Annotated in this window: 25 protein-coding genes; 15 read left to right on the forward strand and 10 right to left on the reverse strand. The window is 45.1% G+C overall.

Features of this window, described 5'->3' with window-relative positions; translation table 11 throughout:
• Positions 1 to 214 precede the first annotated feature (214 nt).
• The 8 genes from FLM48_RS22670 to FLM48_RS03495 all read left to right on the forward strand — a co-directional run bounded on the left by FLM48_RS22670 (position 215) and on the right by FLM48_RS03495 (position 5,117).
• Positions 215 to 346 (forward strand): hypothetical protein, encoded by a 132-nt coding sequence (locus FLM48_RS22670; protein ID WP_256871036.1) that lies wholly within the window; start codon positions 215 to 217, stop codon positions 344 to 346.
• Positions 347 to 378: 32 nt separating this feature from the next.
• Positions 379 to 507, forward strand: a complete 129-nt coding sequence (locus FLM48_RS22675; protein WP_256871037.1) for a hypothetical protein — start codon at positions 379 to 381, stop codon at positions 505 to 507.
• Positions 508 to 538: 31 nt separating this feature from the next.
• Positions 539 to 667: a hypothetical protein gene (locus FLM48_RS22680; RefSeq protein WP_256871037.1), complete on the forward strand. Its 129-nt coding sequence runs from the start codon at positions 539 to 541 to the stop codon at positions 665 to 667.
• Positions 668 to 698: 31 nt separating this feature from the next.
• Positions 699 to 827, forward strand: a complete 129-nt coding sequence (locus tag FLM48_RS22685) for a hypothetical protein (RefSeq protein ID WP_256871038.1) — start codon at positions 699 to 701, stop codon at positions 825 to 827.
• A 28-nt stretch (positions 828 to 855) separates the two neighbouring features.
• On the forward strand, positions 856 to 984 hold the full coding sequence (locus FLM48_RS22690; protein ID WP_256871039.1) for a hypothetical protein: 129 nt from the start codon (positions 856 to 858) through the stop codon (positions 982 to 984).
• Between the two features lie 104 nt (positions 985 to 1,088).
• Complete coding sequence (locus tag FLM48_RS03485) at positions 1,089 to 1,655, forward strand: hypothetical protein (protein WP_028772071.1); 567 nt, start codon at positions 1,089 to 1,091, stop codon at positions 1,653 to 1,655.
• 26 nt (positions 1,656 to 1,681) lie between these two features.
• A complete protein-coding gene (locus FLM48_RS03490; RefSeq protein ID WP_028772072.1) occupies positions 1,682 to 2,941 on the forward strand; it encodes an HlyD family secretion protein in 1,260 nt (419 codons plus the stop codon).
• A gap of 1 nt (position 2,942) precedes the next feature.
• Entirely contained in the window at positions 2,943 to 5,117 is a 2,175-nt protein-coding gene (locus tag FLM48_RS03495; protein ID WP_179023480.1) for a peptidase domain-containing ABC transporter, read from the forward strand.
• Positions 5,118 to 5,163: 46 nt separating this feature from the next.
• On the opposite strand, the gene FLM48_RS03500 is transcribed toward FLM48_RS03495, so the two are convergent.
• Positions 5,164 to 6,894, reverse strand: a complete 1,731-nt coding sequence (locus FLM48_RS03500) for a tetratricopeptide repeat protein (protein ID WP_179023482.1) — start codon at positions 6,892 to 6,894, stop codon at positions 5,164 to 5,166.
• Positions 6,895 to 7,221: 327 nt separating this feature from the next.
• On the opposite strand from FLM48_RS03500, the gene FLM48_RS03505 reads away from it, so the two are divergent.
• Positions 7,222 to 7,392, forward strand: a complete 171-nt coding sequence (locus tag FLM48_RS03505; protein WP_157577429.1) for a hypothetical protein — start codon at positions 7,222 to 7,224, stop codon at positions 7,390 to 7,392.
• Positions 7,393 to 7,417: 25 nt separating this feature from the next.
• On the opposite strand, the gene FLM48_RS03510 is transcribed toward FLM48_RS03505, so the two are convergent.
• The 8 genes from FLM48_RS03510 to sfsA all read right to left on the reverse strand — a co-directional run bounded on the left by FLM48_RS03510 (position 7,418) and on the right by sfsA (position 14,296).
• Positions 7,418 to 7,945, reverse strand: a complete 528-nt coding sequence (locus FLM48_RS03510) for a DUF4124 domain-containing protein (protein ID WP_179023484.1) — start codon at positions 7,943 to 7,945, stop codon at positions 7,418 to 7,420.
• Positions 7,946 to 8,191: 246 nt separating this feature from the next.
• Positions 8,192 to 9,037: a pantoate--beta-alanine ligase gene (gene panC / locus FLM48_RS03515; protein WP_028772075.1), complete on the reverse strand. Its 846-nt coding sequence runs from the start codon at positions 9,035 to 9,037 to the stop codon at positions 8,192 to 8,194.
• A gap of 67 nt (positions 9,038 to 9,104) precedes the next feature.
• Positions 9,105 to 9,899, reverse strand: coding sequence for a 3-methyl-2-oxobutanoate hydroxymethyltransferase (gene panB / locus FLM48_RS03520; RefSeq protein ID WP_028772076.1), 795 nt, complete (start codon positions 9,897 to 9,899; stop codon positions 9,105 to 9,107).
• Between the two features lie 67 nt (positions 9,900 to 9,966).
• Complete coding sequence (gene folK, locus FLM48_RS03525; RefSeq protein WP_179023486.1) at positions 9,967 to 10,470, reverse strand: 2-amino-4-hydroxy-6-hydroxymethyldihydropteridine diphosphokinase; 504 nt, start codon at positions 10,468 to 10,470, stop codon at positions 9,967 to 9,969.
• Positions 10,470 to 11,765 carry a polynucleotide adenylyltransferase PcnB gene (pcnB, locus tag FLM48_RS03530; RefSeq protein WP_372847469.1) on the reverse strand — a complete coding sequence of 432 codons (1,296 nt, stop codon included), beginning with the start codon at positions 11,763 to 11,765 and terminating at the stop codon, positions 10,470 to 10,472. The genes folK and pcnB overlap by 1 nt, the downstream gene beginning before the upstream one ends.
• 247 nt (positions 11,766 to 12,012) lie before the next feature.
• Complete coding sequence (gluQRS, locus tag FLM48_RS03535) at positions 12,013 to 12,894, reverse strand: tRNA glutamyl-Q(34) synthetase GluQRS (protein ID WP_179023488.1); 882 nt, start codon at positions 12,892 to 12,894, stop codon at positions 12,013 to 12,015.
• A 75-nt stretch (positions 12,895 to 12,969) separates the two neighbouring features.
• Positions 12,970 to 13,413 (reverse strand): RNA polymerase-binding protein DksA, encoded by a 444-nt coding sequence (gene dksA, locus FLM48_RS03540; protein WP_028772080.1) that lies wholly within the window; start codon positions 13,411 to 13,413, stop codon positions 12,970 to 12,972.
• A gap of 160 nt (positions 13,414 to 13,573) precedes the next feature.
• Positions 13,574 to 14,296: a DNA/RNA nuclease SfsA gene (sfsA, locus tag FLM48_RS03545; protein WP_179023490.1), complete on the reverse strand. Its 723-nt coding sequence runs from the start codon at positions 14,294 to 14,296 to the stop codon at positions 13,574 to 13,576.
• A gap of 138 nt (positions 14,297 to 14,434) precedes the next feature.
• On the opposite strand from sfsA, the gene pepB reads away from it, so the two are divergent.
• From pepB to FLM48_RS03565, 4 genes are all read left to right on the forward strand, one after another.
• Entirely contained in the window at positions 14,435 to 15,715 is a 1,281-nt protein-coding gene (gene pepB / locus FLM48_RS03550; protein ID WP_179023492.1) for an aminopeptidase PepB, read from the forward strand.
• Between the two features lie 171 nt (positions 15,716 to 15,886).
• On the forward strand, positions 15,887 to 16,738 hold the full coding sequence (locus tag FLM48_RS03555; protein WP_179023493.1) for a winged helix-turn-helix domain-containing protein: 852 nt from the start codon (positions 15,887 to 15,889) through the stop codon (positions 16,736 to 16,738).
• A gap of 420 nt (positions 16,739 to 17,158) precedes the next feature.
• On the forward strand, positions 17,159 to 17,467 hold the full coding sequence (locus tag FLM48_RS03560; protein WP_028772084.1) for a hypothetical protein: 309 nt from the start codon (positions 17,159 to 17,161) through the stop codon (positions 17,465 to 17,467).
• Positions 17,467 to 18,498 (forward strand): HlyD family secretion protein, encoded by a 1,032-nt coding sequence (locus FLM48_RS03565; protein WP_179023495.1) that lies wholly within the window; start codon positions 17,467 to 17,469, stop codon positions 18,496 to 18,498. Before FLM48_RS03560 ends, FLM48_RS03565 begins: the two co-directional genes overlap by 1 nt.
• A 95-nt stretch (positions 18,499 to 18,593) precedes the next feature.
• On the opposite strand, the gene FLM48_RS03570 is transcribed toward FLM48_RS03565, so the two are convergent.
• Positions 18,594 to 19,121, reverse strand: a complete 528-nt coding sequence (locus FLM48_RS03570; RefSeq protein ID WP_179023497.1) for a 2'-5' RNA ligase family protein — start codon at positions 19,119 to 19,121, stop codon at positions 18,594 to 18,596.
• Between the two features lie 139 nt (positions 19,122 to 19,260).
• On the opposite strand from FLM48_RS03570, the gene FLM48_RS03575 reads away from it, so the two are divergent.
• On the forward strand, positions 19,261 to 21,450 hold the full coding sequence (locus FLM48_RS03575; protein WP_179023499.1) for a bifunctional diguanylate cyclase/phosphodiesterase: 2,190 nt from the start codon (positions 19,261 to 19,263) through the stop codon (positions 21,448 to 21,450).
• A 103-nt stretch (positions 21,451 to 21,553) separates the two neighbouring features.
• Positions 21,554 to 24,037: an ATP-dependent helicase HrpB gene (gene hrpB, locus FLM48_RS03580; RefSeq protein ID WP_179023501.1), complete on the forward strand. Its 2,484-nt coding sequence runs from the start codon at positions 21,554 to 21,556 to the stop codon at positions 24,035 to 24,037.
• The last annotated feature ends 28 nt before the right edge of the window (positions 24,038 to 24,065 follow it).

Below are 24,065 nucleotides of genomic sequence, written 5' to 3' on the forward strand. Positions count from 1 at the left end.
ATCAATATCTTAGTCTAGACTTATTCCCAGTGTATTTTCCCGCTTACATCCTGCCTATATCCCGCTAATCTCCTAGCTAAATCAAGTGTGGTGTCGCTAAATGAACTTAGCCAACGACAACTCAATCACTCACATTGATTGAGCTATGAAATTGTAAAACTGGCAAAGCGATATTGAATCGCATTTTTAAACTCACAAACGAAAGGAAAGTAATATGGAAAACCAAACTCAAAAAGTAGAGCTAATTGAAGAAGCACTATTAGACAGTGTATCTGGTGGTCAATTGGATATCGACTTGTGCCGCATCTCTTGCATTAGCTGCATTGAATGCTTGTTTCAAGACTAAATAGTCAGGTTAACCAACTTAAGGACAACATCATGGAAGAGCAAAACAAAGTAGAACTGATTGAAGAAGCCCTTTTAGACAATGTATCAGGTGGCCAACTAGACATTGATTTATGTCATATCAGTTGCATCAGTTGCATCGAATGTTTATTTCAACACTAAACCATTAACGGACTAATTAAAGGAAAGCACCATGGAAGAGCAAAACAAAGTAGAACTGATTGAAGAAGCCCTTTTAGACAATGTATCAGGTGGCCAGTTGGATATCGACCTGTGTCATATCAGTTGCATCAGCTGCATTGAATGTCTATTTCAACACTAAGCCATTAACGGATTAAAAAGAGGAAAACACCATGGAAGAGCAAAACAAAGTTGAGCTAATTGAAGAAGCGCTTTTAGATAATGTATCGGGTGGCCAGTTGGATATCGACATTTGTCATATCAGTTGTATCAGCTGCCTAGAATGCTTGTTTCAGCACTAATTAACGGATTAATACAAGGAAAATAGCAATGGAAAATCAAGCCAAAGTCGAACTGATTGAAGAAGCATTGTTAGACAGCGTATCCGGTGGTCAGTTAGACATCGATTTATGTCGAATCAGCTGCATCAGTTGCATCGAATGTTTGTTCCAAGACTAACGTGCAATTGAGTCAGGCCTCATGCTGTAGTGAGGCCCAGGCTGAAGTTAGAGTCATGACGGGGGAGTGCTACTCCCCATCTATTTAAGGTTAAGGAGAACGACATGAGCAATCCAAGTTTAGCGTCGGTAATGGCTTATCAAAACCAGGATGTTATCGATAGATTTGTAAAAATATTTGCAGTTGAAGAGGCTGAAGCACAGCAGTTGTTTGATGATGTAAAACGTTGGTTGTGGATGGCAAATCAAGTAAAGCAACAGGGGATCAATAAGCCGGTTGTTATTGATAGTGCCTTATTAGTTTTGGATGAGATGTGGCACAACTTTATTTTGTTCTCACGAGAATACGGCGAGTTTTGCCAAACCTACTTTGGTCGTTTTTGCCACCATGCGCCGAACTCTAAGCGAGAGATAGAAAAAGAGCAGCAGCGGACCGCAGGTATGACAATCGCCGAACGTAAGCGCGAAATCATGGAATCGAAACGTTGGCAGTATGAGTTTGTTTATGATCATTTAGGCGAAGAAACATTCATTCGTTGGTACAAAGTTTTTCCTAAGAAATATGGTGCGGAAACACTCAGCAAGATGGCCTACGAGGCTGAAAAGGCGCGACAAAAATCGAAGCGAGATGAGCTGGAAAAAGCTAAGCAAGTTCGACAAGTAGCGGCTTAAACATCACAGGAGAGATGGAGGAAACGATGCAAAATAACTCGTCGGCAGACCAACTATTTAGGAAAGAAGTACTGAATAAGTCAGGGTCAAACTCTTTGGGCACTGTGCTATTAAGGCAGCCCAAAGAGTACAAAATTATTGCCATATTGCTGTTTGCAGTTGTCTCGCTAGCCTTCGTGTTCCTATTTGTGGGCACCTATACAAAATATGCCGATGTATTTGGCGTTATTACCGTTGATAAAGGACTTGTTAAAGTCAGCGCTCGCCGAGAAGGGCAAATCATTGAGCAAATCTTTCACCAGGGCGAGTTTGTTGACAAAGGCCAGTTACTCTATGTTATCTCGACTGAACGCCATAGTTCTTTGGATCAGAACATTGACCAAAATATCCTCCAGCAGCAAATGGTATTGCAGCAGTCGTTGGAGCGAGACATTAAAATTGCTCAGTCGGCTTTTAATCTTGAAATCGAATTACTTAAAAGCAAAGTAGAAGCAAAAAGAGCTGAGATAGTACACCTTGATGAACAGTTATCGCTGTACCAACAACGGCTCACGATTAGTGAACAGGGCCTTAATCGTAATCGTAGTTTAATGGATGCAGGTCATACCAACCAAGCCCAGCTTGACCAGGTAATTGAAGAGCATTTAGCGCTAGTCAGTATGCGCAACGATTTGAAAATGAAGCGTAATAGTAATCAATTGATACTAACTGAGCTAAACAATGATCTTGCCATGAAGCCAGGCATCTTCCAAGAAAAGCAAAATCGCCTCAAACGTAGTTTGATTGAAAATGAGCAACGCATTGCCGAGGTTGCTGCCAATGTTGATTATCGCATATACGCGCCATTGAGCGGCGTGATAGGGAACCAACTCACTCATGTGGGCGAGTTCATCACCAAAGGTGATGTGATGGCGAGCATCATTCCTGCTGAATCTCAATTGCAAGCGGAACTCTATGTGCCAGCAAGCTCAATAGGGTTTATTAAAGCGGATCAGCAAGTCTCAATGCGATATAGCGCATTTCCCTATCAACACTTTGGTCTGCAAAAAGGCACTGTACTGAGTGTCTCTAAAGTTATTTCACTGCCAGAAGAACTGGAAACCAGTGTTGACTTAACGGGCGCGGTCTACAAAGTCATTGTTGGCCTAAATTCACAAACTATCGCAGCAAAAGGCGAAGAGCTCGCGCTTGGCGTGGGCATGGAACTCGAAGCCAGTGTCAAACTAGAAAATCGCTCATTAGTTCAATGGCTGCTTGAGCCTATCTACAGCTTAAAGGATAGATAAGATGCAAACCTTGATTGATAGAATTAACTTTACTGGCGGCAAGATGCTACCTGTAATTCGTCAGACAGAGGCTGCCGAATGCGGCCTAGCATGCATGGCAATGATTGCCAGCTACCATGGTTTTCAAACCGATCTGTTTCAAATGCGCCAAAAGCATCGGGTATCACTCAAAGGGTCAACATTAAGAGGCATGACCCAGCTAGCAGACAAAGTAGGTTTGGCACATCGTGCTGTTAAGTGTGACATTGAAGGCATCTCGCAGCTAAAAACACCTTGCATCCTACATTGGAACCTAGACCACTTTGTGGTGTTAAAGAAAGTGTCGGGCAATAAGTTTTACTTACATGACCCTGCACTGGGTGAGCATACTTGCAATGCAGAAGAGCTTTCACAAAGCTTTACCGGCGTAGCACTAGAACTTGAGCCAAGCGATGATTTTGCCAAACAGGAAGCAGCGCCTCAGGCTTCACTTGCGTCATTTTGGTCAAACCTAGATGGTTGGAAGCAGTCGTTGCTAACCGTGTTCCTATTTTCCATGTTGCTGCAAGCGTTTATCTTGGTGACGCCAATTTACATGCAGTTGACTGTCGATGATGTGCTTATTGCAAATGACTATAGCCTGTTAAATATCTTAGCGGTCGGCTTCGGGGCCGTTCTGTTGTTGCAAGCCCTGTCAACGGCGTTGCGATCGTTAATCATCATGTTACTGGGTAATCAGCTCTCCCTGCAGATGAATGCGAATCTAGTGAGTCATTTATTTAAATTGCCGATGGATTATTTTGAGAAGCGTCATATTGGTGATGTTGTGTCGCGTTTTCGTTCATTGGAGTCGCTAAAGAATCTATTGACGACGACTTTGATAGAAAGCCTCGTCGATGGCCTAATCATTATTGGCCTGCTAGTGATGATGTATATTTACAGTGTCGACCTGATGTTAGTGGTGTTGTGCGCTTCAGCGCTTTATCTTGCTGTCCGCTGTATCTCTTACACAAAGCTTAAAAACGTTAACCGTGAGAATATTGTCTGTTTAGCAAAAAAAGACAGTAACTTTATGGAGTCAGTACGTGGTATCCAAAGCATTAAGTTGTTCACTAAAGAAAGCGACAGACTTAACCTGTTTAATAATTTCAATGTAGATAGCGCAAATAGTGCCATTAAAGTAGAGCGCTTACGCGTGTTGTTCAGTTGGACCAGCATGTTGATATTTGGCATTGAGAATATCCTAGTGATCTACTTTGCCGCCGGCATGGTGATGGAAAACCTATTAACAGTGGGCATGCTATTGGCTTTCGTATCTTACAAAACCCAGTTTGAACAAAAGGTTAGCAATCTCATTGATAAGTACATTGAGTTCAAAATGTGTTCTCTACACCTTGAACGTCTAGGCGACATTACCTTAACTGAGCAAGAACGTGATTTGGGTGAGCGTGATGATGATTTTAACGTATCTGGTGAGCTTAACCTTAACGGAATCAATTTCAGTTATTCAGACGAAGAGCGTGATGTATTGTCTGACATAAACTTAAAGGTGAATGCGGGCGAGTCTGTAGCTATTGTGGGTCCGTCTGGTTGCGGGAAAAGCACCTTAATGAAGGTGATGCTTGGCTTGCTTAAGCCAAGCCAAGGGCAAGTTCAAATTGACCAACGCGATATTCGCAAAGTGGGTTTAATCAACTACCGCACGCAAGTGGCAAGTGTGTTGCAAAATGACCAGTTACTCTCAGGGACGATTCTTGAAAACATTAGTTTTTTCTGTCAAGAGCCAGATAAAGAGTGGGCTGAAGAGTGTGCCAAGGCCGCGGGAATTCACCGCGACATAAACAGTTTGCCCATGGGATATCGCTCATTGATTGGTGATATGGGCTCCACCTTATCCGGTGGTCAAGCGCAGCGCTTATTGTTAGCCAGAGCTTTGTATAAACGGCCTAAAATTTTATTTTTAGATGAAGCCACCGCTAGCTTAGATCTAAAAGCAGAGCAACATGTTAACCAAGCCATTCGGGCACTTAATATTACTCGCATAATGATTGCCCATCGGCCACAGACTATCATGTCTGCCGACCGAATTATCCGTTTTGCCAAAGGCGCTTGTTTAGAGATTAGTAAGGAAGACTATAGAAGTGCTAAAACGAGCGGCGGTATAGGTGCAGCCCCTTTGCCCATGGCAGCAAATTAATCGCTTGGTCTAGGTTGAGAAGTCTTATGGCAATCAGATGAATTGATTAACGGCAGACTTCTTCATCTAAACTGTTGCTTTGGCTATTAATAATAGCTTTTCTTTTCATATTATCTTGAAACCGCTTAAGCTTGATTTGAAGCTCTTCTCGGTAGAGGCTGCTGTTCTGACAACGTTGCAAAACAAAGTTACAGGTTCTGACTACTGACCGCCACCTTGGACGCTGGGGCAACGTGTTGATACCAAAATAGCGCTCCATTGCCCTTGCCCTAAGCCGTCCATCATCGATACCCACACTCCAAATTTTACTCTGTTGTGCCAGCTCAAGCTTACCGGTTTGGGTTGACTCTTCCCACATCTGTAATGATAAATGCATAAGTTCAACCAAATCTTGGCGCAAGTTCTCTGGAGCTGGTGGCTTTGATTGTGTCTCTGTTTTTATATTTGCTTGGTGGCTTTGGGGAGATTTTTTCGTGGTACTGGTGTCGGCAGATGGCAGTCGTTGTCTGAACCACAAAATATAGGTTGCCAGGGTGAGTAGCAGTAGTATTAAACAGCTAATAATAATCCAGGTTGTCGGATCGCCATTTTCGGCTGGTTCAAAGGTGAAAGTACTGCGAATGTGTTTTGAGTTAATGGCATCTTTTAGGGACAGCTGTGATTTCAGCGTATCGGCGTAGACTCGCCAATATCGACTCGAGGCCTGGTAATCTTCTACTTGCTCGCTGAGTTCCGCCATGGCGGTATAAAGTTCTTTTTGGAATTTATACTCTCTATAACGATCTATCTGTGAAAATGCCGTTTCAAACGCAGTCAATGCCTGCTTTAGCTCTTGCTGAGACTGCCAAACCAACCCCTGTACAAACCAATATTTGGGTGTGTCTTGATTAGTTTGTAATAGGTTTTGTGTTTGCTTGGCTTTATTGAGCCATTGTTGTGCACTATCAGCTAAGTTATTTTTTACTGATATCTCAGCGAGCAATACATATATGTCGGCGAGAAATCGGTAAGAATTAAGTTGTTCAAGGCTACTTGCTGATTGCTTTAGCAATTCAATAGCTTTTTCTGGTTCTCCATTTAAATCAAAGGTATCGCCTAAATTTGACAGTGTTTGAGCTGCGCGTAAATCTTTACCTAATTTGCTATAAATAGTATATGCATTGCGATAAGAAACAATGGCTTCATCGTATTCTGCTTTATCTTTATACAGTGACCCTAAATTATTCAATACACTCGCTTGACCAATCTCATTACCTTCTTGAGAGTGGATTTCATAACTTTTTAAGAGTAACTTTGCAGCAGTATCATGGTCGCCGTAGGCATGGTATATATTGGCTAAATCATTATAGCCCAGTGCCACTCTTCGATTATCTTTTAAACTGATTGATAAGCTTAATGCTGGCTCAAAAGCATTAAAAGCTTGTTCATACTGACGCTGTTGAAAGTAAATAATACCGGACTGTCTTAATACTTGAATACGGTCGATATCACTGATGTTGTGAGGCGTACTTAACAGAGAGTTGAGAATCTTACCTGCTGAATTAAGATCTCCCGTTTCCTTATAGAGTTTAGCCAGTGAGATAGATAAAGAGAAAAACTCTGGGTCACTTTCGTGCAAGCTTTGAATTCTCTGATTACATTGTAAAATTATCTGGCTACGGTTGAGTGATTTATTCTCTTGGTTTATGCAAAGTGCCTCTGCAATAGCATTGTTGCTACACAGTAGTAGCAGTAATAAAAGCACGCTGACCAAGCGACTTTGATGATTTATCACCATACTACTTTCCTTGTTTATTTGTTGTTGAGCGTAAATAAAGCACTTTTATAATAGTTTTTATTGATACTACTTAGGCAGTAATCCTATGGGTAGAGTTTGACTTATTATATTTGTTTTACAATCAATTATAGCGGTAATCATCCATAAAATTCTATCCTAATAAAGCCTTATTTAATCCCAGTTAAGTCCTTACAATCATCTCAAGAATATACCAAATTGATTGCTCCAAGGGTACAGGTGTTAACGATTTATTAACAGATCAGATGAGCGTTGTTTATGCGTCAGCCCTTTAAAATCTCACAAGCTTTAAATAAAAGGATTAAGATTATGAATAAGGAAAATTTAAACACTAGTACCAATGTTGGTGACCGTGGCGAAGTAAATAAGCGCGTAGAGATAATTGAAGATGCATTATTAGATCTAGTTTCTGGTGGTGCTATAGACTCGGTCGAGATGTGTGTTGGGCATCAATTTTGCGAAGTGCAAGAGGGGAGTTGAGTATAGCAACAAATAGTAAGCACTGTTAACGTGGACTGCTATCGCTATTATCTATATCGTTCTGTGCAGAGTTTATTCTAGTTTGATGCTGCTGCAATATGTCTATGCTACTTTGATTATTGACAATTAAATCATCAAAGTAGCTATTCATTTCTGCCAGCGCAGCTATATGACCAGGATCTTCTTTGTCGAGTTTTTCCCAGTAGCGTTTACGCTCTAGTTTTTGGGCTTCACTGGCTCGAAGGATTTCAAAGTAGCTATTTTCTTGATTGAGTCGATAAATTTCACTACTGATAAGCTGCAATAATTTCTCTTGAGAAATCGTGCTCCTATTTAATAAAGCTTGCAGTGGATCTTGATATTCTTTGCGTTTGTCAGAATCGGTTTCTGTGGTAATACCTAGGGAGTATTTAATCTCATGTTGGCGGTATTCTTCAGGGCAACTTTCTTGGCTAAATACAATTTTATTATCTTTTATGCACTTATAGATACTACTAGCGGACGCAGTAGAGCCATAGAGCGCGATGAAAGTGATCACCAAGATTTTTACCATGTAGCTGACGTCCTTTGTGCGTCCACAAGTATACTTTCAAAAGTATGAATGATTTGCCTCACGGATAGAAGACGACAGCAAAATGGTCGGACTTCCTTTCTATCGCTACTGAGTGCATATACTACTATGGCTGATGTTTACGGTTAACACCAGAAAAAAGCGTCAATAACAGTTTATTTTGCTTAGTGATTAGCGCGTTAGCTTGATGTAGGCCTATGGCAAAGCAGGGCCTACATCAGTGTTTTATCAGCGGCTGAAAGTGAGGTTATCTATCAGTCGAGTCTTACCCATATAGGCAGCTACCAGTACGACTAGCTCAGTATCGTTGGCAGCAACTGTTGCGAGGTTATTAGCGTTCCTAACTGCTAGGTAGTCAGGCTCAAAGCCCGCTTGTTGCAATTTGGATTGCGCACTGATTGTGGCCTGCTCGATACTCATTCCCTGTTTTATATCAAGAATTAACGCATCTAGGGTTTGTTTAATCATTGCGGCTTTTTGTTTTTGCGCCGAACTTAAATAGCCATTACGAGAACTCATGGCTAAGCCCGATGCTTCGCGTTTGGTTGCGACGCCGACAATGGATATTGGCAATGATAAGTCTTCTACCATGGTTTTAATGACCATGAGTTGCTGAAAGTCTTTTTCGCCAAATACGGCAACATCAGGCTGCACGATATTAAATAGCTTACATACAACTGTTGCGACACCACGAAAGTGCCCTGGACGGCTTTGTCCGCACAATTGTTCGGAAATACCCGGGACATCAACAAATGTTTGTTCTGCTAACCCTTTTGGGTAAATAATCTCTGCAGTAGGGGTGAACAGTAATTCAGCACCTGCCTGACTAAGTGCTTGCTGGTCATTCGCTAATGTTCGCGGGTAGGCGTCTAAATCTTCGTTTTGACCAAATTGCATTGGATTGACAAAAATAGAGGCAACAACATGATCAGCATGGCGTTTCGCTTCCTCTATAAGGCTTATATGGCCCTGATGTAGGTTGCCCATGGTAGGCACAAATGCAACACGTTCACCTTGTTGGCGCCATTGACGCACCTGAGTTCTAATTTGATTAATATCGCTGGTGGTTAGCATAAAAGTATCTTGAATCAATTGGCCCTAGAAACCGCAGCTAGGGCCAGAGTTAAGAATAAAAATCGGCCTAATTAAAGGTATGTTCATCGCCTGGGAAGGTACCTTGCTGTACCTCTTCGATATAGGCTTTTATCGCCGCACGAATCTCACCAGTTTGGGAAAGATAGTTTTTAGAGAATCGAGGAATATAGCCACTGGAAATACCAAGTACGTCGTGCATTACCAGTATCTGTCCATCAGTGTCGGCTCCTGCGCCAATCCCAATGACGGGGATGGTCAATGCTTCGGTGATGGCCTTAGCAAGCTCGGCTGGAATGCATTCAACGACTAACAGCTGGGCGCCAGCCGCTTGTAGAGCTTTGGCTTCATCGAGTATGCGTTGAGCATTATCTGCATCGCGACCTTGCACTTTAAAACCACCAAATACGTGCACAGATTGCGGCGTAAGACCCAAATGGGCGCATACGGGAATACCGCGCTCGGTCAGTTTGGTTACGGTCTCTAGCAGCCAATGTCCGCCTTCGACTTTAACCATATTGGCACCGGCTTGCATCAGGGTTGTTGCGTTCGTCATCGCTTGTTCTGCGGTGGCATAACTCATAAATGGCATGTCTGCGATCAGCAATGCACGTTTGATTCCACGGCGCACACAACGGGTATGATAGGCGATATCATCAACAGAAACTGGCAGGGTATCGTCATGCCCTTGAAGTACCATACCCATCGAGTCACCGACGAGCAGGACGTCTACGCCCTCGCTATCAAATGCACTGGCAAAGCTGGCGTCATAGGCGGTAAGTGAGGTGAACTTTTTCCCTTCTTGCTTGAATTTGAGCAAGGTAGAGCTGGTGATCTTTGACATAATGATAATCTTAATTTTGCGTTGAAAATAAATCTAAATACAAAGCTGCAAGCAGTTATAAGCTAACTTAGCGCTGAGTGCAATGTTCCCAGCTATGTTGTTGCAATTCAGCGCGCAGATCATCGTCAATTAGAGCGGACAAAGGCGTTTGGCAGGGGAGGATCAGTGCTGGCGCAATATCGGCAAGGGGAACCAACACAAAGCTTCGTTGTTTCATGCCAGAGTGAGGCACTGTTAAGCGCTCACTGCAGATGACTTGCTGGCCGTACAAGAGGATATCTAAATCAAGGGTGCGAGCCCCCCAACGTACAATGCGCTCACGCCCTTGTTGGTTTTCGATTGCTTGCAGCGCGTCGAGTAATGCTAGTGGTGTAAGGTCAGTATCAAAACTGACTACCGCGTTGAGATAGTCAGGTTGTTCGACTTCACCCATAGGGGTTGATTGATAATAAGCTGATACTTGCAAGCTGGTATGCTTAGCAAGTTGAGTTAGGGCCTGTACGGCATCATCCAGTTGTTTGTGCGGTTGGGCGAGGTTAGCGCCCAATGCGACATAGACTGTGGTTAGCATTACTCTGCCGTTTTAGGTTTGGGCTTACGGCGACGTCGGGTGTTGCGGTTGCGACCCCCTTTGTTAGCCGATCTGGCAATCACGCTACGTTGCTCTTCACTGCCTTCGACAAAACTGCGCCACCATGCGGCAGATTTTGCGATATTGCCACCTTCAGCTTCCGCACGTAATAGCAGTAGATCATAGGCCGCACGGAATTTAGGGTGCTCAATAAACTTGAAGGCACGGGTACCTTGATTGCGGTCAAAGCGTAGCTGCAATTGCCAAATATCTTTTGCAGGAGTACTGAAACGTCGTGGGATGCTAATAGAGCGGCACTGTTGCTCCATGACATCACCCATAGCCGTATTGTAAGCATCAAAACTGCTTAAACCACTTTCTAAGGCGATATCATCAGCACGTTGCTGTAATGGGTACCACAAAATTGCTGCATAGAAGAACGCGGGTGTGACTGTTTTTCCTGCATCGACCCGTGCGTCAGTATTACGCATGATGGCCTGCAGCATCTTCTGACTAGGACCTTTACTGTCTTCAGTCAGCAATTGTTCTACTTGCGGAAACAGTGGCTCAAATAAACCGTAATCGCGCATCATGGTAAAGTTATTCTGCGCTTGGCCATTAAAGAATAGCTTAAGCACTTCTTCATACATACGTGCCGCAGGGATATCTTTTAGCAGCGGTGCGAGTTCATAGATGGGTTGGCTCGCTGCTTCGTCGATAGACATACCAAGCTTAGTGGCAAAGCGCACCGCTCTCAGCATACGCACCGGATCTTCTCGGTATCGTTTTTGTGGGTCACCAATCAAACGTATAGTCCGAGACTCTAAATCTTGTAAGCCACCGCCATAACTGTGAATTGAGAAATCACTGATATCGTAATACAAGGCATTCACGGTAAAGTCGCGGCGCTCGGCATCTTCATCAATGGTGCCATATACGTTGTCACGTAGCAGGCGACCTTCAGCATTGGTTTTGGAAATTTTCTCGCCACTATCGACATGGTGACCACGTAGTGTGGCTACTTCGATAATATCACGGCCAAAAACGATATGGGCTAATCTAAATCTGCGGCCAACTAGACGGCAATTACGAAATAGCTTCTTAATCTCTTCAGGAGTGGCGTTAGTCACCACATCAAAATCTTTAGGTTGTAAGCCTAATAAAATGTCTCTGACCCCGCCGCCGACTAAATAGGCTTTAAAGCCTGATTTATGCAATCGGTATAGCACTTTAATCGCATTTTCGCTGATCTGCTTGCGTGAAATAGTGTGGTGTTTACGCGCAACAACTTGCAGGCTTAGGCCTGAATCTGTGCTGTGCTGATCATGGGAGTTATCGTCAAATAGCTGTTTACAGAATTGACTAATGCGGCGAAAAATAGTGCACCTCAGTGTTGGGTCGTAATGATTGCTAGAAACTGGTCGGCTATGATAACTCAAATATTGGTTAATGAGTATACCTTGAGTGTCGCGATGCGTTGGTTATTTGCACGAAATTTGATATGACAGCCGGTGTTGTGCAACAGACTTTAGCAATAGGTACTTATGTCGTTGTGGCTAAGACAATTTCTTGCTGTTTGGGGACGGTTGCCAGATTAAATTGCGCAATCGCTTGCTGCAGCATGACTGTGACATCTGAATGAGTCTCGACCGGTGATTGCCCTAATACCTGCAACGCGGCATTGATACTTGCTTGCGGTGCATGATTGTCGATGGCGGGCGCATGGTTTTGTTTAGACAGCTTTCGCCCCGGCTCGGCACACAGCAGCGGTAGATGCAGCCAGTTTGGCACGGGCTTATCAAAAAGGGTAAACAGGTCTATCTGCCGTACCGTAGAAGTGAGCAGATCGCAGCCACGAACGACTTCAGTTACCCCTTGCTCAATATCATCCATGACTACCGCCAATTGGTAGGCATAGAGACCATCACGCCGTTTAATAATAAAATCTTCTTTGGCAAAGTGATTGTCCACGCGAATCATACCCATGTGGCGGTCGTAAAAGTGATCGCTTTGGGTTTGATTGCGTACACGAATGGCACCATGACTATGTGCGGTGTTCCGCTGGCCACAACGGCTGTCATAGAGGCCACCCATTGCTTGAATTTGTTTGCGAGTGCATTGACAGTAATAGGCTAAGTCATGGTTAAGTAGCACATCGAGTTGTTGCTGGTATGCATCAAGTCGCAGACTTTGATAGAACACGCTATCGTCCCAGTGTAAGCCATAGCTTTCAAGGGTACGTAAAATACCGTCTGCGGCACCGGCTACTTCGCGTGGAGGATCGATATCTTCAATTCTGACTAGCCATTTTCCCTGTTGAGATTTAGCACGCAAAAAACTACCTAGCGCAGCGATAAGAGAGCCAAAGTGCAGGGGACCAGAAGGAGAAGGCGCGAATCGGCCTATATAAGCGGGGACTTGCAAGGTTACACCTAGATTAACAGCAGTGCATCAAACAAAAAAAGCGGGATTTAACCCCCGCTTTTTTGTCAGTGATGACTAGCCTGCCATCTGCTTTTCTTTAATTTCTGCAAGGGTTTTGCAGTCGATGCATTGATCAGCAGTAGGGCGAGCTTCAAGTCGGCGAATACCAATTTCGATACCGCAAGACTCACAGAAACCGAAATCATCATCTTCAATTTTTTGAAGTGTCTTTTCGATTTTCTTAATTAGTTTACGTTCTCTGTCACGCGCTCTAAGTTCTAAACTGAACTCTTCTTCTTGCGCTGCGCGGTCGACAGGATCTGGGAAGTTAGCCGCTTCGTCTTGCATATGATTCAACGTACGGTCAACTTCTTCACGTAATTGACCACGCCATGCCTCTAGAATTTTTCTAAAGTGGCCCAGTTGATCCGTATTCATGTACTCCTCACCGGGTTTTTCCTGGTAAGGGTCTACACCTGCGATAGCGAGCACGCCAAGTTTTTTAGTGCCTTCTGGCATAACGCATCTCCTGTTAATCATTTGCGTTTGTAGGGCGTCTTTTATTAAAGGCCGATATCTATATCAGAAACTGATATGTCACGCAAACTTTTTATTTTGCATTATTCGTATCCTTTGACTATGTTCCCTATTCCAATCAAATACAACTTTTTCCGCCATTTTAGAGGTTGACAGGGCAGGATTTAATCAAGCGGGTACTTTTTGCTGACATTTGCGCACAATAAGCTAACACTTCGACACCAGATTGTGCGGCTTGTTTCAATAGTTCAGCGTATTGTGGATCGATATGCTCAGCAGCCTGAACGCTATTGATACCTGTATGTTGTACCACAAATAGCAAAACCCCGCGGTGACCTTGCTCGACCATTTCCATTAGTTCGCGCAGATGTTTTTGGCCGCGTGTGGTAACAGCATCGGGGAAATAACCGCGGTCATCTTCGAGCAAAGTACAACTTTTAACTTCGATATAGACTTGGCTAGCTTTTGAGCTCGAGTCATCGTCAGGCTCAGAAAGTAAAATGTCAATACGACTATTTTCACTGCCATATTTCACTTCACGCTTTAGGTTTTTATAACCCTGCAGCTCAGTAATAGTGCCATCTTTGATAGCTTCTTCCGCCAAGGCGTTGGCTCTGCCAGTATTAATTCCAATCAGGTGCCCTGCAGGCGTTTCTGTGAGTTCCCAAGTGCGAGAGTATTTGCGCTTAGGGTTATCTGATACTGAAAAGTAGACCGTTTGCTCAGGGAATAAACAGTTGCGCATTGAACCGGTATTAGGGCAATGAATGGTGACGGTGCTGCCGTCGGCTAAGGTGACATCGGCCAGAAAACGTTTATAGCGTTTGATTAACTTTGCTTGGTCAAATTCAGGGGTAAATTGCATAGGTATAACTATATAATGGCTAGATTCATCAGTGGCCTTAGCCTAACAGAAAAGCCAAACTGTGATGAGGCTTTCGATGACTGAGGCAAATAGAGTACACTGCGCTGATGCGTACATCGCGTTTAAAAAGGAATAATAATGACAAGCTCAATGAAGATTACCCTGACCAAAACAACGGCTGATGCTCACTGGGGCAAAGCCGATATTAGCTACAACAGCGAAGGTGCATCCATCCATCTTAATGGGGGGGATGAGTTACGCCAAGTTCAACAAGCAGCGCGTAAAATGCGTAGCCAAGGCCTTGAATCAGTATCACTCATTGGTGACCTGTGGGATATCCATTCTCAATGGGCCTTCGCTCAAGGTTTTGCTACAGCAAAACAGATCCCGCTGATTACTTGGGCGGGAACCGAGGCCGAACAACAGCGCCTAACAGACCAATTAGCTAGCGCCAGTTTTGCTCGCCATCTAATTAATGAAACTCCTGAAAATCTATCGCCAATGAGTTTAGCCACACAAGCGGCTAAATGGCTGAGTGACATTGGTGGCGACAAAGTCAGCTATCGCATTATTGAAGGTGAAGCACTTTTAGAGCACCAATGGATTGGTATTCACGCGGTGGGCCGCGGTAGTGAGCGTCCACCGGCACTACTTGAACTGGACTTCAATCCACTTGGTGAAGATGCGCCGGTGGCGGTGTCTTTAGTCGGTAAAGGCATCACGTTTGATTCAGGTGGATACAGCATCAAGGCCTCTGAAGGTATGTTGGGAATGAAGTGCGACATGGGTGGTGCGGCTACCGTTACCGCAGCCCTGGGTTTAGCCATGAAGTCAGGGCTTAACAAGCGCGTGAAGTTATTCTTATGTTGTGCTGAGAACCTCATTAGTGGACATGCCTATAAGCTTGGCGACATTCTCACTTATAAAAATGGCGTGACGGTTGAAGTGGTTAATACTGACGCAGAAGGTCGCTTGGTGTTAGCTGACGGCCTGCAGGCCGCATCTGAAACAGGCGCGCCACTAATTATCGATGCAGCCACCTTAACTGGCGCTGCGGTCATGGCTGTTGGCACTAACTACAATGCTATTTTCTCGCCAAGTAGCGAGTTACTGGCTCACACTCAAACCAAAGCGGCTGAAGTGGCGGAGCGAGTTTGGCCTCTACCATTAGAGCCTTGGCATCAAGATATGTGCCCATCAGCCTATGCTGATACTGCCAACAGCCGCCCGATGAAAGGTGGCGGAGCAGGCGGAGCATCTAATGCCGCGGGTTTCTTAGCTCGCTTTGTGAGACCTGATGTGCAATGGCTGCACATGGACTTAGCATCGGCTTTTGCTGACAGTGCTAATGAGCTTTGGGCGGCAGGTGCAACGACCCACGGTGTATTGACCATTGCCAATTTAATTGAGTCTGAATAAGCACTGTCACTAAATAGACTATCGGTAAAAAGCGGACCTTAGGGTCCGCTTTTTATTTTGTCGCAACAATATTCAGTGGCATCACTATGCGTTACGGTTGCCAGTTGCAGGTTTCAGTGGCAAGTTATTTAACCTTAAGAGGATAAATTGTCACTGTAGAGAAAAGTGCATATGTGGGTTGAGTTTGAGCCGTTTTCGATAGATTGCGAGTCTCGTCAGTTATTGATTGATGGGCAAAAAGTGCCTGCCGACGATAGGCTGTTTAGTTTGATGGCGTTGTTAATTGCCAATGCGCCTAATTGGGTCAGTAAGCAACAATGTTTACAGGTTTGTTGGCCGGATACGGTGGTGTCTGATCTATCGCTGTCTAAATTAGTATCGCAAGGGCGCAAGTTATTTAAGCAATCTGGTTGCCAAATCAATGTGATTGAAACGGTACATGGCCGTGGTTATCGTTTATCTAATGAACTTAAGTTGCGTACTCGCCAGTCATTGGAAGATGAGACGCATCACAACCAAGCACTAATCTCACCGCAAGTCCCACAATATCGACGGCTTGTTAGTACATTTAAATGGCCCTTGCTGGTCACGACTATGGTACTGGTATTAGGGATTAGTTTTGTTCAATTTACCAGTCGACCCGACTTAATCCACAGTGAGTCAGCTGGCAGTCTCGGACGTATTCTCTGGGTTGATGATAACCCCAGTAACAATGATATCGAACGGCAATTTTTTAATGACAAACAGTTGTCAGTCTATTCTGTGGTTACTTCAGAAGAGGCGTTGAAACTGCTTGGCATGTATCACTATGATGTGGTGATTTCTGACATGGGGCGTCATGGTGACCCACTAGCTGGAATGAAGTTATTGCAGCGTATGCGTGCGGCGCAACATGCTAACCCTTTTTATCTGTATACCATTGCGGCATCGCCGGGGCTTAGAGACACCTTGAGTCAGCATGATGGTCAAGGAGCGGCAGTCACCTCAAATCAGCTTTACAAGTTGGTGTTATCGCATTTTTAAATGGGAGTTATTTGGGGCGCTTTTGATTTTATGGCAAATAAAATCAGTATCTTACTATTCTTGCTGGGAGGGTGGTAGTTCACGTTTTTTAACGGTCGTCAGTAGCGGCATTCAAAACTTTTCAAATTCTTTCAAATCTATAGCCATGAACAATTTTTTCCAGTGTGTTATCAATATTAACAGTTTGCTACGTATGGACCAGTTCGTAAGTATTCTTCAATTGCTGCCCTTGAACAGGGTGGCTTTTTTTTATGTTAACTTTGTCACAAATCTCACCTCGACTAGGCTAAAGGCTCCTCCAGCACAATTTCCAGTTCAACTTGGGTTCAGCATTCAATCAGTATAGTTCAGCCATTGGGTTACCGCGCGCTGTTTGTCGCCTTTGGTAGCCAAACTTTGAATAGCCAACTAGAGAGTGCAATGAACATCCATCCAACTGATTTATTATATGATCAAACCCCCAGCGTTATGCCGCTGTTAGAGTCTGTCGGCTTTATGTGGTTTGTTACCATAGTGACTGTGGCCATTTTTGCCTGGGTATTATTAAAGCTGTGGCATTTGCACTCGTTGCCCAAGTATCTTGCGAAAGAAAAAGGCATGCGCCAAGCGAAACTCGTCTTTTGGTTATGTATGCTGGGCTTAGCATGGAAGCCGCTATGGGTACTGGCCGTGGTAGCAATTGTGACCGACTGGGACCGAGTACAAGAATGGCTTAGGGGGACGCGTTAATGAAAGAGATCATGTTGCCCTATATTTTGATTGTTTGGTTACTGTTTAAGTTTAAAGTGGTCAAATCTCGCCCAAGAAACTATTTCATTAGTGTGCTTATTGGGGTGTTAATTGCGGGGACGCTATTTATTGCACATCGATTTTATTCGCCAGCAGATTTAACTCAATCAACCACAGTACGAGCACCGCATGCGGTATTATCGTCAACCATTGGTCAGCAGATTGGTGATATTTATGTTGACCATAACCAGCACGTCAAGAAGGGCGAGCTGCTTTACACCTTAGTGGACGATAAGGTGAGTAGTGCCATCGATGAGATTAATGCCAAAATTAATGAGGTAAAGCGCAATATTGAGGCGGCTGAAGTCCGTCTTGCTCAAGCTAAGCGAACACTGATCCGCAGCCAGAACTTAGGTGAGCATGTCAGTGATCATGATTTAGAGACCGCTGAAGACCAAGTAGAAATCTGCGCCGCAGACTTGCAGGTGCAGCGCGCGCAACTTGAAGTGCAATACGCCCAGATGCGCAAACAGCAATTTGAGCTTGAACGCTTGCAAGTTCGTGCGCCGTTCGATGGCATGGTGACCCACGTGTATCTTGCTGGGGGCTCACGTATTGGTGCTATGCATTTGTGGGATACCGGGAGAAAGTTTGTTGAGATGCGTATTCCAGATCAATCGTTTGCCAATATTAAGACCGGCCAATTTGCCGAGTTTTACATTGATGCCTATCCGGGTCAGATTTTCCGTGCGAGGGTGCACAGTAAAGTTGAGGCAACCGGTGAAGCGCAAGGCGACTTGTTACCACGAGAGCAGATGGTATCAAGACACATCAGTATGGGAGCCATGCCGGTTGGTCGAACTGTAGTATTAGAGATTGATAAAGCCACCATGGATATGTTGCCTATTGGTGCCACAGGCTCTGCATGGGTTAGTGCTGAAAAGCCTCATAGTATTTTAGGCTTTCTCGATATTATTGGTGGCGCAACCGTGAGGCTACAAGCAGTTAAGTCTTACCTCAACCCATTGTAAGCTAGCTAAACAATCGTTGCCTGCCATCAAGGGTGGCAGTGCAAGGTAACAAAACTCAGGTGAGCAGCTCATTTGCTTACCTGAGTTTTTTGTTTTTAGCTGTTCGCAAGTGACCACTGCTCTAGTACCTGATATCGCACGCCCTGCGTCGTAGAGACCGATTCATATAGCGCCAGTGAGTTCATCGATGCTGTAACACTAGTGTTAGGCATGGGCATCAACGCCTTGGCTTTACGAAACAAGGTAATATGGGGCCGGTATTGCTCATGAGCTGGCAGCTCAGTCAAGGGTGCCGCCAACTGGGTGAGGCAAGTATGTATATTCAGTAACGCAGCGGGACAATAACTGGCTTCAAGTGCCAGTATTTGTGGTTTCGACCAATAAACTAATGTATCAAATACTATCTGAAACCCCACTAGCTGTTGGGCTGAGATTGACTCATTGATGCCGCTAATTAGGCGCTGTATTTGTGGCTCATTAAGCTGGCCAACGAATAGCGCCGTTACATGCAAGTTTTCGCTAATAACAGCGCGATACGGTGCACCTATGGCTTGTTGTAGCTGTTGGCACTGCTGTTGCTGTGCTGCGGATAAACCAAAGCCTAAAAATAACCTTCTGTTCATAGAGCTTCCTTATTCGAATGCGCCTGTCAGCAAGATAGCTGCATCATATTGAGTTTTTTTGCTTTAGTCAGGCAGTTTCATTTGTTGTGCCTATACTTAACTCATCATTTTAACTAAGTTTTTGAGGGTTTGGCGCACCATGTCCAACAGCGTGTCCAAAATATCAGATAATTGGCTGCACGAATTTATTGAATTGCTGCAGCAATCAGATAATGCCACTCTGCTGCACAGGTTAAGTGCATTGCTTAAATGTGATGGGCTGTTCTTTATGCGAATTAAGCCTGATGGCCACATCACGTTTTGTGAATATCAGCAACAAGATCTAACCGTTCCTCCCACTAACGAACTGTCGCGAATGGCTGCGGCTAGTCGCTATTTCACTCAGTTGATCAATCAAGATAGATTACAGCAATTACGTATTGACGAACGCTGGCCCGAAGCCAATTCTCAAGAAGCAAGGCTGTTGCAATCTGCCAGCATTGAACAGTTAACTTTATTGCCAAGGCAGCGTCTTGCAATGCATGATTACCTGCTTGGTATTGCTAACGGCGATAGACAGTGGCATTGTCCGGCCGAGTTGTTGCAGCTATTGTCACTTGCGGTGCAGCAGCTTGGGTTACGCTTTGAAAGCGAATTTTTACTCAATGAATTACAAGCCAATCATCAGTCAAGTACCGAAATTTTGTATCGTCTGCCTATGGCGGCAGTGCTCATAGATAAGCACAACCAAATCAGTGTTTTTAACCATGCCGCACAACATGGCTTTCTTGTTAGTGAGCAGCAAGCGGTGCAGGAGTTAGTGCGCGAGGCCGAAAGGGGCATACTGCTTGATACTATTCAGCTAGTCCGCGACCGCATTCTTGGGCAAGCATGGTGTGAATTACCTACTGTGGCCGGAGCCGATAAATATAACTGGTTTAAACTCAATTTTAGCCGCATGCCCAGCAATGATGGCATGTTACTGATGATTGCTGAGCAGTGCAGCAGTAATGAAGTCGACGGCCACGGTCAGCAATTACAGGCAAACTTTGATGCCCTAACCGGATTACCCAATCGAACCTATTTTGAGTCAATTTTTAGTAGTGGTCAGCAGTCGCAGGCGAACGAGCTTAACTTCATTGGCTTTATCAATCTCGATCAGTTTCAAATCGTTAATAACATCAGTGGCCATAAGGCCGGTGATCAGTTACTAATCGAGGTCGCGCAAAGGCTCAAGAAACTGGTACGAAAAGGTGATGTGGTGGCCCGTTTGGGCAGTGATGAGTACGGCATACTCATGCACGGCATTAGCCAAAATACTGCGCAGCAAGTGGCCGGAAGGATTTGCCAGGCGCTGGCAGGGCATGAGTTTATTTGGCAAGGGCGAACTCACGCTGTCACTGTGAGTATGGGGCTGGCTGCCATCAATCCCGATGATGATATTACCCAAGTATTGGGTCGCGCGGATGCCGCCTGTCGAGTGGTTAAAGAAGGTGGCCGCAATGGTTGGCATTTCTATCGCCTTGGCGACCCATTGATGGATAGAATACATACGGATATGAGCGCTTCAGTTGATATTGTTGGCGCGCTTGCTCTGAACCATTTTACCTTGTTTTATCAGCCCATTGAGCCAGTGAACACCAGCGATGCTGGTTTGCATGTTGAAGTACTATTGCGGATGATCAATGAGGACGGCGAGCTGGTGGCACCGGGTATTTTTCTGCCCGCTGCCGAGCGTTTTAACTTAGCGGCAAAGGTCGATCGGTGGGTGATTGAACATGTGCTGCGTTGGGGAAACGCCCATCTCGAAACCTGGCAAAGCATGTCGATGGTGGCAATAAACTTGTCGGCGTTGTCACTCGATGATGATGAGTTTATGGAATGGTTAGAAATGCGATTGCTATCTGAACCAGAGTTGGTTGCTAAACTGTGTTTTGAAATTACTGAAACAGCAGCGGTGAGCCAGCTTGATAATGCCACGCGACTGATTGATATCATTCACCCTATGGGCTGTAGTTTAGCCTTAGACGACTTTGGATCCGGCTTTTCTAGCTTTGCCTACCTTAAACTATTAGATGTTGATTTTGTTAAAATTGACGGCCAGTTCATCAGTCAAATATGCAGTACCCCAGCGGATCAGGCTATTGTGAAAGCCATTTGCGAGTTAGCAAAAGATATGCACTTTCAAACGGTGGCAGAGTTTGTAGAATCTGAAGATATAGGTAAGTTAGTCCGCTCTTTCGGTGTCGATTTTGCACAAGGATACGGTATTGCAAAACCACAACCGTTAACCCAGTTAACCTGCGCCGATAATTTGCAATGGGCAGCCACGCTAAGTCCATCAGCATGAATATTGTTTAACTCAATAAAGCGCAATAACCGCCTAGGGCAAGTTTCGCTTTGTGCTGAATCCTAGTACACTGGCTGCTGGATTTTATAGTTGATTATCTGTTGTGAACCACATTCCAATATTTTCCCTTTTTGAGCCAATTCGTCAGGCACTATCAAGCCATCAGCAGTTGATTATTGAAGCCCCCACAGGGGCCGGTAAGTCAACGGCTCTGCCGTTGGCTATGCTTGATTGGCCAGAGATAGACGGCAAAATATTGATGTTAGAACCTCGCCGAGTCGCGGCACGAAGCGTAGCGCAGTTTATTGCTAAACAGCGTGGTTGTCGCTTAGGGGATGAAGTCGGTTTTCGCGTCCGTGGTGAAACTAAAGTGAGTCGAAATACCAGATTAGAAGTGGTTACCGAGGGCGTACTCACGCGGATGATACAGCAAGACCCTGAATTAACAGGGATAGCTGCGGTCATCTTTGATGAGATCCATGAGCGTCATTTAACCACAGATTTAGGCCTCGCTTTAGCGCTAGAGGTGCAAGCATCGTTAAGGGAAGATTTAACCTTGATAGCGATGTCGGCCACCTTAACCGGTTTACCATTACAAGCTCTGATGCCCAGTGCAGCCCAGTTACGCAGTGAAGGCCGCAGTTTTCCGGTCGATGTGCAGTATCGCGCAGCAAAGGCGACTGACGATTGGCTAAACCATATGGGGGCGGTCATTAGCGAGTTGTGCACTAACGGAATCGACGGCTCATTGCTAGCATTTTTACCGGGTCAACGTGAAATTATGCAGCTGCAGCGCTATTTAAGCGCGCGAATCGATGATGCACAGTTTGTTATTACCCCATTATATGGTGCACTGACGGCCAAACAGCAAGATATAGCCATCGCCCCAGCAGTCGATGGCCGCAATAAAATTGTGCTGGCGACCAATGTTGCAGAGTCGAGCTTAACCATTGAAGGGATAACCTATGTGGTCGACAGCGGCTATAAGCGTCAGGCGAGCTTTAACCCTAAAACCGGTGTCACTCGCCTGTCGATGAAACGGATTAGTCAGTCTTCTGCCGCCCAGCGTAGTGGACGGGCCGGACGTATTGCCCCGGGAGTGTGTATTCGCTTGTGGAGCAAAGAGCAACATGACCGACTGCTGAGCAGTGACGAACCAGAAATAAGCCATAATGATCTGACTTCAATGTGCCTAGATGCGGCGCTTTGGGGAGTAAATCAACTGTCGGCCTTACCATTATTAACCGCAGCTGCACCGGCCAATGAGCAAATTGCGTGGCAACTTCTGCAGCAACTAGAGTTAACTGACAATCAGCACAAAATAACCGCCCATGGACAAGCGGCTTATCAGCTTGGGTGTGAACCCCGTTTGGCGCATATGCTATTAAAAGCCAAGTTATTAGCCGATGCGCAACAGCAACCTATGCTGGTTGGTTTAGCAGCGCTATTAGTTGGCGTGATTGAATCGCGTAGTCGCTCAAGAAAAGGCGCGGACATTCAGGGTTACTTAGCCGAAGCACTGCGCGGCGAAGCGGGACAAAGAGTTAGGCAGTGGTTACGTCATTTCAATCTTAGTTGCAGTGATGCGGAGTTGCTAAATGCAGCCAATAGTCGCGATGTGGCCATGTTACTCGCCTTTGCCTATCCCGACCGCATTGCCAAAAAACGTGGTCAAGGGTTTCAGTTGGCCTGTGGTTCAGGGGTCAGTATTAATGAGCAAGATCCGTTGGCCAATCAACCTTGGTTAGTGGTGGCGGATTTTCAAGAAACCCAAGGTCAAGCCAGTGGCCGAGTCTACCTTGCAGCAGAGTTGGATAACGAACTGTTTGATGGTCCGCTAGCGTCATTGGTGAACGAGCAACAAATATGTGGCTGGGACGATACGAAGCAGAAGTTCGATGCGCAATGGCGCCGCAGTGTTGGTGAGATCACTTTAAGCTGCCGTCCTAGTAAACTCGATGCACAACTTATTGCGCCAGCATTGTGTGCACTGGTTGCCGAGCGAGGGCTTACCTGGTTGCAACTGAATGATAAAACCCAGCAGCTGATGATGCGTGCCCAGTTAATGCAGCAATGGCATCCACAGTGGCCGGCCTATGATGAACCGTCGTTGTTGGCGGAAGTCTCAGATTGGCTGCAGCCTTACCTGACGGATATTAGCCGCTTACCACAGTTACTAAAGCTTGATTTTTATACCTTGCTGCTGAATCGACTGACTTGGGAGCAACAGCAGTTACTCAGTCAATGGTTACCCACGCACTGGCCTATGGCGACGGGAACACGCTCACCTATCCGATACGATGATGCCGGACGTGCGTTATTAAGTGTCCGTCTACAAGAAGCACTAGGTATGGCTCAAAGTCCGCAGTTGGCCAATGGCAATTTGGCTGCCACCATGGAGTTGTTATCGCCGGCACAGCGACCGATAGCCTTAACTGCAGATCTATCAGCATTTTGGCAAGGGGCGTATGTTGAGGTTAAAAAAGAGATGAAGGGGCGCTATCCCAAGCATCTGTGGCCGGACGATCCGGCTAATACCAATCCAACTAAATATACCAAAAAGAAAACTCTCAATCGTGCGCAGTAATGGCTGTGATGATTTATCTGTAGTAATG

This window comes from Shewanella sp. Scap07 (genome assembly GCF_013394145.1).
In the GTDB taxonomy this organism is placed as follows: Bacteria; Pseudomonadota; Gammaproteobacteria; order Enterobacterales; family Shewanellaceae; genus Shewanella; species Shewanella waksmanii.